This is a genomic window from Micromonospora sp. WMMD754 (assembly GCF_049315235.1).
Taxonomy (GTDB): domain Bacteria; phylum Actinomycetota; class Actinomycetes; order Mycobacteriales; family Micromonosporaceae; genus Micromonospora; species Micromonospora sediminicola.
The window spans coordinates 5,612,090-5,625,953 of the sequence record NZ_CP186058.1 but is presented as its reverse complement, the minus strand read 5'-3'; the positions used below and the strand labels follow the sequence as shown (position 1 = coordinate 5,625,953).

At 75.8% G+C, this 13,864-nt stretch carries 12 protein-coding genes; 10 read left to right on the top strand and 2 right to left on the bottom strand.

What is annotated here, in order from left to right:
- The first annotated feature begins 129 nt into the window (after positions 1-129).
- The gene (locus tag ACN27B_RS26445) at positions 130-894 is read left to right on the top strand and encodes an ABC transporter ATP-binding protein (RefSeq protein WP_422741807.1); all 765 of its coding nucleotides are present in this window, start codon (positions 130-132) and stop codon (positions 892-894) included.
- 5 nt (positions 895-899) lie between these two features.
- Positions 900-3,380, top strand: a complete 2,481-nt coding sequence (locus ACN27B_RS26440) for an FtsX-like permease family protein (RefSeq protein WP_422741806.1) — start codon at positions 900-902, stop codon at positions 3,378-3,380.
- Between the two features lie 118 nt (positions 3,381-3,498).
- Here ACN27B_RS26440 and ACN27B_RS26435 read toward each other — a convergent pair whose 3' ends face one another.
- A complete protein-coding gene (locus ACN27B_RS26435; protein WP_099160772.1) occupies positions 3,499-4,905 on the bottom strand; it encodes a serine/threonine-protein kinase in 1,407 nt (468 codons plus the stop codon).
- A 518-nt stretch (positions 4,906-5,423) separates the two neighbouring features.
- On the opposite strand from ACN27B_RS26435, the gene ACN27B_RS26430 reads away from it, so the two are divergent.
- From ACN27B_RS26430 to ACN27B_RS26395, 8 genes are all read left to right on the top strand, one after another.
- On the top strand, positions 5,424-6,056 hold the full coding sequence (locus ACN27B_RS26430; RefSeq protein ID WP_099160773.1) for an RNA polymerase sigma factor: 633 nt from the start codon (positions 5,424-5,426) through the stop codon (positions 6,054-6,056).
- A 16-nt stretch (positions 6,057-6,072) separates the two neighbouring features.
- Positions 6,073-6,807, top strand: a complete 735-nt coding sequence (locus tag ACN27B_RS26425) for a hypothetical protein (protein WP_422741805.1) — start codon at positions 6,073-6,075, stop codon at positions 6,805-6,807.
- 158 nt (positions 6,808-6,965) lie between these two features.
- Positions 6,966-8,201 carry an ergothioneine biosynthesis glutamate--cysteine ligase EgtA gene (gene egtA, locus ACN27B_RS26420; protein WP_422741804.1) on the top strand — a complete coding sequence of 412 codons (1,236 nt, stop codon included), beginning with the start codon at positions 6,966-6,968 and terminating at the stop codon, positions 8,199-8,201.
- Complete coding sequence (gene egtB / locus ACN27B_RS26415; protein WP_099160775.1) at positions 8,198-9,526, top strand: ergothioneine biosynthesis protein EgtB; 1,329 nt, start codon at positions 8,198-8,200, stop codon at positions 9,524-9,526. Before egtA ends, egtB begins: the two co-directional genes overlap by 4 nt.
- A 9-nt stretch (positions 9,527-9,535) precedes the next feature.
- Positions 9,536-10,282 carry an ergothioneine biosynthesis protein EgtC gene (gene egtC, locus ACN27B_RS26410; protein ID WP_099160776.1) on the top strand — a complete coding sequence of 249 codons (747 nt, stop codon included), beginning with the start codon at positions 9,536-9,538 and terminating at the stop codon, positions 10,280-10,282.
- 37 nt (positions 10,283-10,319) lie between these two features.
- On the top strand, positions 10,320-11,285 hold the full coding sequence (gene egtD, locus ACN27B_RS26405; protein ID WP_099160777.1) for an L-histidine N(alpha)-methyltransferase: 966 nt from the start codon (positions 10,320-10,322) through the stop codon (positions 11,283-11,285).
- A gap of 217 nt (positions 11,286-11,502) precedes the next feature.
- Entirely contained in the window at positions 11,503-12,090 is a 588-nt protein-coding gene (locus tag ACN27B_RS26400) for a TMEM165/GDT1 family protein (RefSeq protein WP_098744627.1), read from the top strand.
- 107 nt (positions 12,091-12,197) lie between these two features.
- Positions 12,198-12,404 (top strand): hypothetical protein, encoded by a 207-nt coding sequence (locus ACN27B_RS26395; protein WP_099160778.1) that lies wholly within the window; start codon positions 12,198-12,200, stop codon positions 12,402-12,404.
- A gap of 56 nt (positions 12,405-12,460) precedes the next feature.
- Here ACN27B_RS26395 and nhaA read toward each other — a convergent pair whose 3' ends face one another.
- Complete coding sequence (gene nhaA / locus ACN27B_RS26390) at positions 12,461-13,762, bottom strand: Na+/H+ antiporter NhaA (RefSeq protein WP_099160779.1); 1,302 nt, start codon at positions 13,760-13,762, stop codon at positions 12,461-12,463.
- Positions 13,763-13,864 lie beyond the last annotated feature (102 nt).

Below are 13,864 nucleotides of genomic sequence, written 5' to 3'. Positions count from 1 at the left end.
TCGTACGGGTCCGCCGGTCGGGGGCGACCGGGGGAGTACCGAGGTCGCGCGCGCAGGTGGAGATGGCCGGCCGGGTGCCGGCCATAGCGTCGGAAGGGTCAGCAGACCGTCTCCGACAGGAGCACCACGTTGTCCGCAACCCCGACCACCGGCGTCGCCGTCGCCGCCCGTGCGCTGCGCATGGAGTACGGCGCCGGGCCGAACCGGGTCGTCGCCCTCGACGGCGTCGACCTCGACCTGGGCGCCGCCCGGTTCACCGCCGTGATGGGTCCCTCCGGCTCCGGCAAGTCCACCCTGCTGCACTGCCTCGCCGGCCTGGACCGGCCGTCGGCCGGCACCGTCCGCATCGGCGAGGCCGACCTGGCCCGCCTCGACGACCGCCGGTTGACCCGGCTGCGCCGGGACCGGATCGGCTTCGTCTTCCAGCGGTTCAACCTGCTGCCCACGCTCACCGCGCAGGAGAACATCGTCCTCCCGTTGGCCATCGCCGGCCGGCGACCCGATCCGGCCTGGCTGCGGCAGGTGGTGGTCGCCGTCGGCCTGACCGACCGCCTCGACCACCGGCCGGCGGAACTCAGCGGCGGGCAGCAGCAGCGCGTCGCCGTGGCCCGCGCGCTGGTCACCCGGCCGTGGGTCGTCTTCGCCGACGAGCCGACCGGCAACCTGGACTCCCGCTCCGGCGCCGAGGTGCTGCGGCTGCTGCGCGAGGCCGTGGACACCCTCGGTCAGACCGTCGTCATGGTCACCCACGACCCGGCCGCCGCCGCGTACGCCGACCGGGTGGTCTTCCTGGCCGACGGCCGGCTCGTCGACGAGGTGCACGCTCCGACCACCGCCCGGGTCCGCGAGGCGCTGAGCCGGCTCGAACCGGCCGCGACGCCGGTGGGGCGGTGACCGGGATGCTGCGCCTGACCCTGCGCCAGATCCGCGCCGACGGCCTGCGGCTGCTGCTGTCGTCGCTGGCGGTCGTGCTCGGCGTCGCCTTCGTCGCCGGCACCCTGATGGTCACCGACGGCATGCGGGCCGGGGCGTACGCGCGCGCCGGCGCGTTCGACCGGCACACCGACCTGGCCGCCTACGCCGGCCGGGTGCCCCTGTCGCCGGCCCTGGTCGACCGGGTCCGCGCGGTGGACGGGGTCGCCGCGGCCGCGGGGGAGCTGACCGGCAGCGCCGGGGTGGTCGGCGCCGACGGTCGGCCCGTGCTCGGCTACGCCGTGCTCGCCGCGATCCCCACCGAGCCGGCCCTGCAGTCGTACGACGTGGTCGCCGGCCGGCTACCGCAGCGCGCGGGCGAGCTGGTGCTGGACGAGAAGACCGTCGCCGAGCAGCGCTTCACCCTCGGCGGGCCGGTGTCGGTCGGCGGGGTCGGCGGGGCGGCCCGGGCGTACACCCTGGTCGGCGCGGTCGACGTCGCCGGCACGTCGCGCGACGTCGGCGGGCCGTTCATCGGCCTGGTGGGCGCCGACGCCCTCGCGGTCGGCGGCGACCGTGGTTACGGGCGGATCATGGTGGCCGCGCGCCCCGGGGTGGACACCCGGGCGCTGGCCGACCGGGTCCGGGCGGTGGTCGGCCCGGGCGTCACGGTCCGGGACCGCGCGGCCGTCCTCGACGCGGCGGTCGCCGACGCCGTTCGCGACCTGCGGCAGTTCGAGCTGCTGCTGGGCACCTTCGCGGCGGTGGCGGTGGTGGTCGCCGGCTTCGTGATCGCCAACACGTTCGCCATCGTGCTCGCGCAGCGGTCCCGGCGCACGGCGTTGCTGCGCCTGGTCGGCGCGACCCGGGGGCAGGTCTACCGGGCCACGCTGGTCGAGGCGGCGCTGACCGGGCTGGTCGCCTCGACGGTCGGGGTGGCGGTGGGCACGGCGCTGGCCGCCGGTCTCGGCGCGTTGCTCGGGGCGACCGGAGCGACGGCCGCCGGCGGGGTCACGGTGACGACCCGGACGGTGCTGCTCTCCCTGGCACTGGGCACGCTGCTCACCGTGCTGGCGGCCGCGTTGCCGGCCTGGCAGGGCACCCGGATCGCGCCGGTGGCCGCGCTGACCGACGCGGCGACCCGGCCCGCCCGCCCGGCCGGCCGGATCCGGCTCGGCGTCGGGGCGCTGGTCCTCGTCGCCGGGGTGGCGGCGCTGCTCGGCGCGGGGGCGACCGGCCAGGTGCCGTTGGTGGCGGCCGGCGGGTTGCTGGCCTTCGGCGGCATCGTGGCCTTCGGCCCGGTGCTGGTGCCGGCGCTGGTCCGGGCGCTCGGCGCGCCGGTGCGCGCGGTGGTCGGCGCGCCGGGCGCCCTGGCCGTGGCGAACGCGGTGCGCAACCCGCGCCGGGTCGCGGCCACCGCCACCGCGATGGTGATCGGGATCGGCCTGGTCTCGGCCTTCGTGGTCGGCGCGGGCAGCGTCAAGACCGGCATCGAGCGCGCGGTGGACGCCCGGATCGGCGTGGACTTCCTGGTCACCGGCATCGGCGGGGAGCTGCCGGCGCCGCTGGCCGGTGAGCTGGCCGCCCGGCCGGAGCTGGGCGTCGTGCACGAGCAGCGCAGCCGGGTGTCGGACGGCGTGCAGGTGCGGGCCGCCCACCCGGCCCTGGTCCGGCGGACGCTGTCCGCGGTGGACGCCGGCGACCCGGGCGCGTTCGGGCCGGGCTCGGTGCTGGTGCACCGCGAGCTGGCCGCGGCCCGGGGCTGGACCGTCGGGGACACCGTCACCGTCGCCGGGCGTCCGTTCCGGGTCGCCGCCGTGGTGGCCGAGGACCGACCGGCCCTGGCCGGCAGCCCGGTGCCCGACGGGTACGTGGTGGACGTCGTCGACGCGGACTTCACCCGGCTCTTCCCCACCGAACGCGGTCATCTGGCCGAGGTGGATCCCGCCGACGGGGTGGACGTGGACGTCGCCCGGGCCGCCGTGGAGTCGGTGGTCGCCCGCTATCCGACGGTCAACCTGATGGACCAGGCCGCCTACAAGAAGATGCTGACCGGCACCGTCGACATGGTGCTCGGTCTGGTCACGGCGTTGCTCGGCCTGGCCGTGGTGATCTCGCTGGTGGGGGTCGCCAACACGCTGAGCCTCTCGGTGGTGGAGCGGACCCGGGAGAACGCCGTGCTGCGCGCGGTCGGCCTGAGCCGGGGCGGGATGCGGGGGGTGCTCGCGGTGGAGGCGGTGCTCACCGCGTCGGTCGGCACGCTGCTCGGCGTCGCGCTGGGCGTCGGGGTCGCCGCCGGGGCGATGGCCGTGGTGGCCCGCATCGGCGGGGACTTCACGCTGGTGCTGCCGTGGGGACGGCTCGGCCTGATCGTCGCGGTGGCGGTGCTCGCCGCGCTGCTCGCCTCGGTCCTGCCGGCCCGGCGGGCGCTGTCCCGGCCGGTGGTGGCGTCGCTCGGCGCCGACTGACGTCGGCCACCGTCGTCCGGACGCCGACGAGCCGGTCCCGCCTCGACGGCGGGACCGGCTCCGTGCGTGCCTGCGACGGTTCGGTCCCGCCGCGTGGCCGGGCCCGGTCCGGGGTCGCTCAGGGGCGGGAGACGGGTTGGCCGCCGGTCCCACCGTCGTCCCCGCCGCCGCCCTCGGCGGGGGCGGTCGTGGTGGTGGTCTCGGTCGGCGTGGCGGGATCGGTCGGCGTCGAACTGGTGGCCGGCGGGCTGCTCGGCGCGGTCGGCGGCGTCGACGGGGCGCTCGACGGGCTGGGCTGGCCCGAGGCGCTCGGCGAGGCGCTCGGCGTCACCGAGGTCGACGCCGAGGGCTTGCCGCCCGGGCCGACCGGGCGGTAGGTGTAGTCGTCCTCGACCGTCGACGGCCCCTCGGTGACGGCGGTGTCGGCGACGGAGTTGCTCGGCGCCACCGCGGGCGCCGTGGAATCGAGCTGGGTGGCCGGCGCCTCCGCGTCCTTGGCGGCGGCCACCAGCGCGCCCAGCGCGGTCACCGCCACCAGCACGGCGCCCAGTGCGCCGACCAGGGTGCCGCGACGACTGCGGCGGCGCGCCGGCGCGACCGCGGCGGCCGGCCGGGCGACCGGCTGGTCGTCGCGGGTCCGCCCCGGCCCGGCCGCGCCGCGCAGGGCGACCGGCACCGTCGCGGCGGGCGACTCGGTGCGCGCCGCCCGGGCCGCGTCGGCCATCGCCGCGGCGCTCGGGTAGCGGTCGGCCGGGTCCTTCGCCAGCGCCCGGGCGACCAGCTCGCGTACCGCCGCCGGGATCTCCGCCGGCAGCTCCGGCGGCGCGTCGTCGAGGTGTCGCACCGCGACCTGGAGCGGGTTGTCCCCGGTGAACGGCGGGCTGCCGGTGAGGCAGCAGTAGGCGACCGCGCCGAGCGCGTACACGTCCGTGGCGCCCGAGACGGGGCGGCCGGCGGCCTGCTCGGGGGCCATGTAGAGGGCGGTGCCGGGCACCGCGTTCGTGCTGGTGATGCTGGTGACGTTGGTCGAGCGGGCCACCCCGAAGTCGACCAGGACCACGGTGCCGTCCTCCTGCACCAGCAGGTTGCTCGGCTTGACGTCGCGGTGGACGATGCCGCGGCCGTGCGCCCCGTGCAGCGCCTGGGCCACCTGGGCCACGATCGACATGGTCTCGGCGACCTCGAGCTGCCCGGCCGCCTCGATCCGCCGGGACAGCGGCTCACCGGCGACGAACTCCATGACCAGGTAGTCGGCCCGGCTGCCGTCGGGCAGTTCGTCCTCGCCGCAGTCGAAGACCTGGACCACGCCCGGATGACGCAACGACGCCATGATCCGCGCCTCGGAGCGGAACCGGGCGATGAAGTCGGGATCGGAGACCAGCGCGGGAAGAAGCACCTTCACCGCGACCGGCCGACCGAGCACCAGGTCGGTGGCACGCCAGACGTCGCCCATGCCGCCGGTGGCGACACGGTCTTCCAGGCGGTACCGACCGCTGAGTACGACGTCGGAGGTGAGCATTCCCATACCGTACCCACCGCGGCCCCGGAGTATTTCCCGCGATCTCTCCCGTCGCGGTCGGCGAGCGGTTCCGGCCCGGTCATCCGAACGGCCGAGGCCGGTTTCGGCCGTGGGCGCACCGTGACCGACCGGGTACGATCGGCAATAATGTGTCCGGACGGCGGCGGATGTCCGGCTCGTTCGGTCGGGATCCGCCCGTTTCCTCCGGTTCGGCGGCGACCGGGCGGTGGTCTTCGTTACACCGACACGCCGATCCGCTCGGTAGACATTTCTCTCCCTTTTCCCGGCTCTTCGTGGCTTGCCGGCCAGCGGGATCCCCTCCTAGCGTTGGCCCGGCTCCCGGCCGCCCCACGACGTCGGTACGGTATGTCCGCCGACGGCCGCGCTGCGCGGCAGTGTCCATGCGCACCGGTCCCGGGCCGGTGCCGATCAGCTCAGCGGGGGGCGGGGGTGCGAATGACGGTGCGGTCTCCCGCGCGGGCCGACGCCCGGCCGGCGAGCCCGGTCCCGCCGGGGCGGCGCCCGTGACCCCGGACCTGAACGAGGCGGTCGCCGCCGCGCGGGCGGGCGACGAGGAGGCGTTCCGTCACCTCTACCGCAGCCTCCAGCCGGCCCTGCTGCGCTACCTGACCGCCCTGGTCGGCGCCGACGCCGAGGACGTGGCGTCGGAGACCTGGCTGCAGATCTCGCGCGACCTGCCGTCGTTCACCGGCGGCGAGTTCCGGGCCTGGGCGGTGACCGTCGCCCGCAACCGGGCCATGGACCACCTGCGCCGGCAACGACGGCGACCCGCGGTGCCGGTGCCCGTGCAGGCCCTCAACGACCTGGCCTCGGACGCCGACACCGCCGACCGGGCGGGGGAGGCGATCGGCACCGAGAGCGCGCTGGCGCTGATCCGCACGTTGCCGCCGGCCGAGGCGGAGGCGGTGATGCTGCGGGCCGTCATCGGCCTCGACGCGGAGACCGCCGGGCGGGTGCTGGGCCGGCGCGCCGGCGCGGTGCGTACCGCCGCCCACCGCGGGCTGCGCCGCCTGGCGGCGCTGTTGGAGCGCTCGGCCGAGGGCGCCCCGAACGGTGTCCGGGAGACGTCCGCGCCCCGCCCCCGCACCGACCGCCGCGCGCCGCACGCGCCCGAGGCCGAGCCGGCGGAGGGCTGACGTGAGGAGAGACGGCATGCACCCGCGCCGGCCCGACGACCGGACGGAATCCGACCGCCTTCTCGACGCGGCACGCCTCGGCGCGCCGGCGCCCGACGACGGCGATCCCCTGAGCCGGCTGCTCGCCGCCGCGGCCGCCCCGGCCTCCGCCGACGAACTCGCCGGCGAGGAACAGGCGCTCGCCGCGTTCCGGGCCGCCCGCGCGGCGCCCCCGCCGGTCCCCGCGCCACGCGCGCGCCGGCGTCTCCGGGTCGCCGCCGCGCTGTCCGGGCTCGCCGCCACCGCGGTCGCCGGGGTGGCCTTCGCGGCCGTGGGTCTGGACCGGAACCAGGAACCGACGGCCCCGCCGGCGCCGACCACGGCGGGCCCGTCCGGTACCGGCCCGTCCGGTGCCGGCCCGTCGCGACCGGCTCCCAGCACCCCGACCGGTGAGGCGTCCGGCGCGGCGACGTCCCCGGCGCCGCCCCCGCCGTCCCGCTCGGCCACCGCGCCGCCGGTCGACGGCCGGCTCGCCGGTCACTGCCGCGCCTATCTGGCGAAGCCGGAGCGGCAGCGGGCCAAGGCCCTGACCACGCCGGGCTTCGCCGACCTGGTGGCCGCCGCCGGTGGCGCCGACCGGGTCGAGGGCTACTGCCGGGAGCTGGTGCCGTCGGCGGCCGGGAAGCCGCCCAAGCCCAAGCCCACCCCGGAGTCGAAGTCGAAGTCGAAGCCTCCGGGCCCGCCCGACGACGAGGACGACGACCAGGACTGAGCGTCCGGCGCAATCGGATTCCGGACAAAATTTCATCTTCCCGGGCGCGCGAAATCCGTCTGCTAGACAGAGGATGGGGGGACGCGCGGACCCGTGCCGTACCCGGCCGGGTCCCGGGCGACAACGACGTCGTCCGTCTCCGGGAGAGGAGCCGTCACGTGGTGATGTCGCCGGAGCTGGACCGGGTCACCGTCCTGGGGGACGAGGCCGCGGCCCGCGGGCATCTGGCCCGCATCTGTTTCAAGACCGGGCCACCCACGCTCACCGGCGTCGAACTGGAATGGACCGTGCACGACGCCGCGGACCCGACCCGTCGGGTCGACCGCGAGCGACTGCGCGAGGCGTTGGGACGGCACAGCCCCGTCACCGTCGACCCCACCAGCCCGGCCGACGAGCTCCGGCGCGGCGGAACCGTGACCGTGGAGCCGGGCGGGCAGGTGGAGATCTCCGCCGCGGCGCGACCGTCGGTCGCCGCGCTCATCCTGGCCACCGAGGCCGACGCTGCCGAGCTGCGCGCCCTGCTGGACGCCGCCGGGCTGGTGCTGGGACGCACCGGGATGGATCCCTGGCGGTCCCCGCGACCGGTCGTGGAAACTCCGCGCTACCGCGCCATGCGCCGCGTCTTCGACCGGCGGGGCCCGGCCGGGCGGGCCATGATGTACAGCACGGCCGGGCTCCAGGTCTGCCTGGACGTCGGCGAGCCCGGGCAGGTGGCCGAGCGGTGGGCCGCCGCGCACGCCGTCGGGCCACCGCTGCTGGCCGCCTTCGCCACCGCCGACCGGCACGCCGGCCGGCGCACCGGTTGGGCGTCCGCCCGGATGGCCGCCTGGCTGGCCATCGACCCGGCGCGTACCCGCCCGGTCTGGTCACCGGGCCGCGCCGACCGTGACCCGGTGGCGGCCTGGACCGAGTACGCGCTGGCCGCGCCGCTGCTCTGCGTCCGTGACGACGGCCCGGACTGGTCCACGCCGCCGGGCGTCACCTTCGCCGACTGGCTGGCCGGGGCGCTCGACCGCCCACCCACCACCGACGACCTCGACTACCACCTCAGCACGCTGTTCCCGCCGGTGCGCCCGCGCGGCTACCTCGAGCTGCGCTATCTGGACGCCCAGCCCGGGCGGGAGTGGACCGTGCCGCTGGCGGTGCTGGCCGCGCTCTTCGCCGACCCGGCGACCACCAGGGAGGCGCTGGCCGCGGCCGGGCCGGTGGCCGACCGGTGGAGCGCGGCGGCCCGGCGCGGGTTGGCCGAGCGCCCGCTGGCGACCGCCGCGGCGGCCCTGTTCGACCTGGCCCTCGCGGCCCTGCCCCGGCTCGACCTGCCGGCCGGGCTGCACGACGAGATCGACCGAGCGATCCGGCGGCGCCGTGCCGTCGCGGAGAGGGGACACCGGTGACCACGACCGAGCGCCCGGGTACGGACGCCGAGCAGCTGCGCGGCCGGATCGCCGCGGAGTTGGAGCGCACCCGCGCCCGTACCGCCCTGCTGACCGACGCGGTGGACGACGACGACCTGGTCCGGCAGCACTCCACACTCATGTCGCCGCTGGTCTGGGACCTGGCGCACGTGGGCAACCAGGAGGAGCTGTGGCTCGTCCGCGACGTCGGCGGCCGTGAGCCGGTGCGCCGCGACATCGACGACCTCTACGACGCCTTCAAGCAACCGCGCAAGGACCGGCCCGCGCTGCCGCTGCTGCCCCCGGCCGAGGCGCGCGCCTACGTGCGCACGGTCCGGGACAAGGTCCACGACCTGCTCGACGGCATCCGCTTCACCGACCGCCGGCTGGTCGAGGACGGTTTCGCGTTCGGCATGATCGTGCAGCACGAGCAGCAGCACGACGAGACCATGCTCGCCACCCACCAACTGCGCGCCGGAGCGCCGGTGCTGGACGCCCCGCCCCCACCCGAGCCCCGGGCCCGGGTCGGCGGGGAGGTGCTGGTGCCGGCCGGCCCGTTCACCATGGGCACCTCGACCGACCCGTGGGCGCTGGACAACGAGCGGCCCGCGCACACGGTCGACCTGCCCGCGTACGCCATCGACGCCGCGCCGGTCACCAACGGGCAGTACCGCGCGTTCATCGCCGACGGCGGCTACGACGAGCCGCGCTGGTGGAGCGAGGCCGGCTGGCGGCACCGGGTCGAGGCGGACCTGAGCGCGCCGCTGCACTGGCGGCGCGACGGCGACGGGTGGGCGTACCGCCGGTTCGGCCGCTGGTCCACGGTCCGCGACGACGAGCCGGTGGTGCACGTCTGCTGGTACGAGGCCCAGGCGTACGCGGCCTGGGCGGGCCGGCGGCTGCCCACCGAGGCGGAGTGGGAGAAGGCCGCCCGGTGGGACCCGGCGACCGGCCGCTCCCGCCGCTACCCGTGGGGCGACCAGGACCCGACCCCCGGCCACGCGAACCTCGGCCAGCGGCACCTGTGGCCGGCGCCGGTCGGCGCGTATCCGGACGGCGCCTCGCCGCTCGGCGTGCACCAGCTCGTCGGCGACGTGTGGGAGTGGACGTCGTCCGCGTTCCGAGGGCATCCGGGATTCACCGCGTTCCCCTACCGGGAATACTCGGAGGTCTTCTTCGGCGACGACCACCGGGTGCTGCGCGGCGGCTCGTTCGGCACCGACCGGGCCGCCTGCCGGGGCACGTTCCGCAACTGGGACTACCCGATCCGGCGGCAGATCTTCAGCGGATTCCGCTGCGCCCGCGACGCCGGCGGAGAGGAGTGAGCCGGCCCGATGTGCCGCCACCTCGCGTACCTCGGTCCACCGGTGCCCCTGGGGAGCCTCCTGTTCGACCCGCCGTACGGGCTGCTGCGCCAGTCCTGGGCGCCGCGGGACATGCGCGGCGGCGGCACCATCAACGCCGACGGCTTCGGCGTCGGCTGGTACCCGGGCGGCGGCGACCCGGTGCGCTACCGGCGGGCCCAGCCGATGTGGAGCGACACCACCCTGCCGGAGCTGGCCGCCGTGACGTCGACCGGGGCGGTGCTGGCCGCCGTCCGCTCCGCCACGGTGGGGATGCCGCTGCACGAGACGGCCGCCGCGCCGTTCGCCGAGGGGCGCTGGCTGTTCAGCCACAACGGCGTGGTGCGCGGCTGGCCGGACAGCCTCGTCCCGTTGGCCGAGGGCCTGCCCGTGCGTGACCTGCTCACGTTGGAGGTGCCCACCGACTCGGCCCTGCTCTGGGCGCTGGTCCGGCACCGGCTGCGCGGCGGCGCGGCGCTCGACGAGGCGGTGGCCGACACCGTCGCGGCGGTCGCCGCGGCCGCGCCCGGCTCCCGGCTGAACCTGCTGCTCACCGACGGCACGACGGTCGTCGCCAGCGTGGCCGGGCACGCGCTGTCCGTACGACGCGGGCCGGGTTCGGTCCTGCTGGCCTCCGAACCCTTCGACGACCACCCGGACTGGCAGCCGGTGCCGGACCGGCGGCTCGTGGTGGCCACCACGGCCGGGCTCGACATCCGGGAACCGACCACCGCCTGACCGGCCGAATCCACCGGTAGGACAGAGAGGACACGTGATGGGCGCGGAACCGCTGGAGATCCACCTGGAGGATCAGGACCTCGACCGGGGGCTGCGGGAGGACGTACGGGTCGGGCTGACCGCCACACCGAAGTGGCTGCCGCCGAAGTGGTTCTACGACGCCCGGGGCAGCGAGCTGTTCGAGGAGATCACCCGACTGCCGGAGTACTACCCGACCCGGGCCGAGCGGGCGATCCTGGCCGCGCACGCCGACGACGTCGCCACGATGACCGGGGCGAAGACGCTGATCGAGCTGGGGTCGGGCTCGTCGGAGAAGACCCGACTGCTGTTGGACGCGTTCACCCGGCACGGCGACCTGGGCACCTTCGTGCCGTTGGACGTCTCGGTCAGCGCCCTGCGGCAGTCCACCGAGCAGATCGCCGCCGCGTACCCGGGGTTGCGGGTGCGGGGGATCGTCGGTGACTTCACCCGCCACCTGGACCGGCTGCCGACCGGTGGCCGGCGCCTGGTGGCGTTCCTCGGCGGCACGATCGGCAACCTGATGCCGGTGGAGCGGGCCGAGTTCCTCACCGCGATGCGGGCGGCGCTGGAGGCCGGCGACTGGCTGCTGGTCGGCACCGACCTGGTCAAGGACCCGGCCGTGGTGGTGCCCGCCTACGACGACGCGGCGGGCGTGACGGCCGAGTTCAACCGCAACGTGCTCCGCGTGATCAACCGGGAGCTGGGCGCGGACTTCGACCTCGGCGCGTTCCGCCACGTGGCGCTCTGGGACCCGGAGCGGGAGTGGATCGAGATGCGGCTGCGCGCCGAGCGTCCGACCCGGGCGCGGGTGCTCGACCTGGACGTGGCGTTCGCCGAGGGTGAGGAGCTGCGTACCGAGGTCTCGGCGAAGTTCCGCCCGGAGGGGATCGCGGCCGAGCTGACCGCCGCCGGGTTCGACCGGCAGGCGTTCTGGACCGACCGCGCGGGCCTGTTCGGGGTGAGCCTGGCCCGGGCCGACTGAGGCCCCGGCCAGACCCGGCGACCGGGCCCGGGGGCGATCGGCTAGGCTGGCGGCGCGAAGGGGAGTAGCCCCCAATGTCGTGGTCGACACACTGGTGCGTTCCGCATCCGGCCACGCGGCCTCGGTTCCCGAGGCGGGCGAGACCTTCGACTCAGGCTGTCGCAGCCGGGTCGAGGGCGCCCCTGTCTCTCCTCCCGGCTTGATCGGGAAGGTTCACATGGAGGGTTTCCTCGTCGCGCTGGTGGTCAGCTTCGGCGTCATCTTCGTCGCCGAGCTGGGGGACAAGTCCCAGCTCATGGCCCTGACGTTCGCCACGCGTTTCCGGCCCGTGCCGGTGCTCATCGGCATCACGATCGCCACGGCGGTCGTCCACCTCGCCTCGGTGGCCATCGGCTACGGCCTGAACGCGGCCCTGCCCACCGGGTGGATCTCGCTCATCGCCGGCCTGGCGTTCCTCGGCTTCGGCGCCTGGACGCTGCGCGGCGACAAGCTGACCGAGGAGGAGAAGCGCAAGGCCGAGCGCAGCACCAAGTCGGCGATCGTCGCGGTCGGTGTGGCGTTCTTCCTGGCCGAGCTGGGTGACAAGACCATGCTCGCCACCATCACGTTGGCGACCAAGTACGGCTGGTTCGGCACCTGGCTCGGTTCGACGCTCGGCATGGTCGCCGCGGACGCGCTGGCGATCCTGGTGGGCCGGATGCTCGGCCGGCACCTGCCGGAACGGGCGATCCGCTACGGCGCCGCCGTGCTCTTCGCCATCTGCGGCCTGTGGCTGGTCTTCGAGGCGATCAGGGAGCTGAACTGACGCCGGTGGCGTTCGGATGATCAGGCCCGGTCCCGGTGGGTAAGTGTCCGGGAGGCGGCGCCGTGGCGCGCCGCCGCCAGGATTCGGACGACCGGGAGGTTCCGCGCATGAGCAGGCACGACGAGCCCAACGAGTACGGCTTCGCAGGCGGTGCGACCGCCCCGGAGCCGCCGGCCGGCGGACGCGCGGACGAGCGGGACCGCGCCGAGCAGGTCGCGGTGCCCGGTGACGATCTGACCGAACCGGTCGCCGACGCGCTCGAGGAGGAGACCCAGGACGAGCACGAGGCCCGTCCGGCCGAGCGCCGCCGCTGACGCCCGGGCCGCCGGCCGCCGATCCCGCACCGGGGTCGGCGGCCGGCGCCTTCGCGTCAGGCGGATTCCTGCTGGTAGACGTCCGGAATGCCGTCGCCGTCGGCGTCGCGGCTCTCCCGCTCGCTGATCCGCCGGTAGACCCGGTTGCGCCGGACCAGCACCAGGGCGGCCAGAGCGGCGGACACCACCGAGCCGAGCAGCACGGCCACCTTGACGCCGTCCTCCTCGGGGCTTCCCGCGCCGAACGCCAGCTCACCGATGAGCAGTGACACGGTGAAGCCGATGCCGGCGAGGAGCGCCAGGCCCACCAGGTCCGCCCAGGTGATCTCCTCGTCCAGTTCCGCGCGGGTGAACCGGGCGAGCAGGTAGGTCGAACCGAACACCCCCACGACCTTGCCCAGCACCAGCCCGGCAGCCACCGCCACCACCACCGGGTTGGTGAGGGTTTCGCCCAGGTCCACGCCGACCAGGGTCACGCCCGCGGCGAAGAAGGCGAAGACGGGTACCGCGAAGCCGGCGGAGACGGGCCGCCATCGGTGCTCCAGCCGCTCCGCCAGCCCGGGCGCCCCGCTCCGGCTGGGCAGGACCGGGACGGTGAAGCCGAGCAGCACCCCGGCTACCGTGGCGTGCACACCGGAGGCGTGCACCAGCGTCCAGGCCGTCACCGCGAGCGGGATCAGCGCCCACCACCAGGTCCGCCGCCGCTGCACCAGCAGCCCGAACGCGGCGATCGGCAGCAGCGCGCCGAGCAGGGGCAGCGGGTGGAAGTCGGCGGTGTAGAAGATCGCGATGATGGTGATCGCGAAGAGGTCGTCGACCACCGCGAGGGTGAGCAGGAAGGCCCGCAGCCCTTGCGGCAGGTGCGAGCTGACCACGGCCAGCACGGCGAGCGCGAACGCGATGTCGGTGGCGGTGGGGATCGCCCAGCCCCGCGCGCCGGCGCCGCCGGCGCTCAGCGTCACCGCCAGGTAGATCAGCGCCGGCGCCACCATGCCGCCGATCGCGGCCACCACCGGCAGGAGGGCGCGTCGCGGGTCGCGCAGATCGCCGGCGACGAACTCCCGCTTGAGCTCCAGGCCCACCACGAAGAAGAAGATGGCCAGCAGGCCGTCGGCGGCCCAGGTGCCGAGGCTGAGGTCCAGGTGCAGCGACGTCCCGCCGGGCCAGGGCACCCAGTCGCCCAGTGCCGCGTACGCCGAGCGCCACGGTGAGTTGGCCCAGACCAGGGCGATGACCGCGCCGAGCAGCAGGAGCCCACCACCGACCGTCTCGGTGCGCAGCACGTCGGCCAGGAAGCGGGCCTCGGGCCAGGATCGGCGGGAGAACAGACGGGACGACTGCGAAGTGCGGTCGGGCATGCGGCATCCGATCGGGAGCAGGGGTCGACAATGTGATTGCCGACCAGGCTTCCCGGCACACCATGGTCAACCCTAACGGCGGGTCCGGCCGTCGGCGAGCCG

What these genes read in the sequence shown, in the direction of transcription:
- ACN27B_RS26435 (WP_099160772.1), bottom strand. Translation starts at nt 4,905, where the DNA reads ATGGGAATGCTCACCTCCGACGTCGTACTCAGCGGTCGGTACCGCCTG.
- ACN27B_RS26400 (WP_098744627.1), top strand. Translation starts at nt 11,503, where the DNA reads ATGGAGGGTTTCCTCGTCGCGCTGGTGGTCAGCTTCGGCGTCATCTTC.
- egtC (WP_099160776.1), top strand. Translation starts at nt 9,536, where the DNA reads ATGTGCCGCCACCTCGCGTACCTCGGTCCACCGGTGCCCCTGGGGAGC.
- nhaA (WP_099160779.1), bottom strand. Translation starts at nt 13,762, where the DNA reads ATGCCCGACCGCACTTCGCAGTCGTCCCGTCTGTTCTCCCGCCGATCC.
- ACN27B_RS26425 (WP_422741805.1), top strand. Translation starts at nt 6,073, where the DNA reads ATGCACCCGCGCCGGCCCGACGACCGGACGGAATCCGACCGCCTTCTC.
- ACN27B_RS26440 (WP_422741806.1), top strand. Translation starts at nt 900, where the DNA reads ATGCTGCGCCTGACCCTGCGCCAGATCCGCGCCGACGGCCTGCGGCTG.
- egtD (WP_099160777.1), top strand. Translation starts at nt 10,320, where the DNA reads ATGGGCGCGGAACCGCTGGAGATCCACCTGGAGGATCAGGACCTCGAC.
- ACN27B_RS26395 (WP_099160778.1), top strand. Translation starts at nt 12,198, where the DNA reads ATGAGCAGGCACGACGAGCCCAACGAGTACGGCTTCGCAGGCGGTGCG.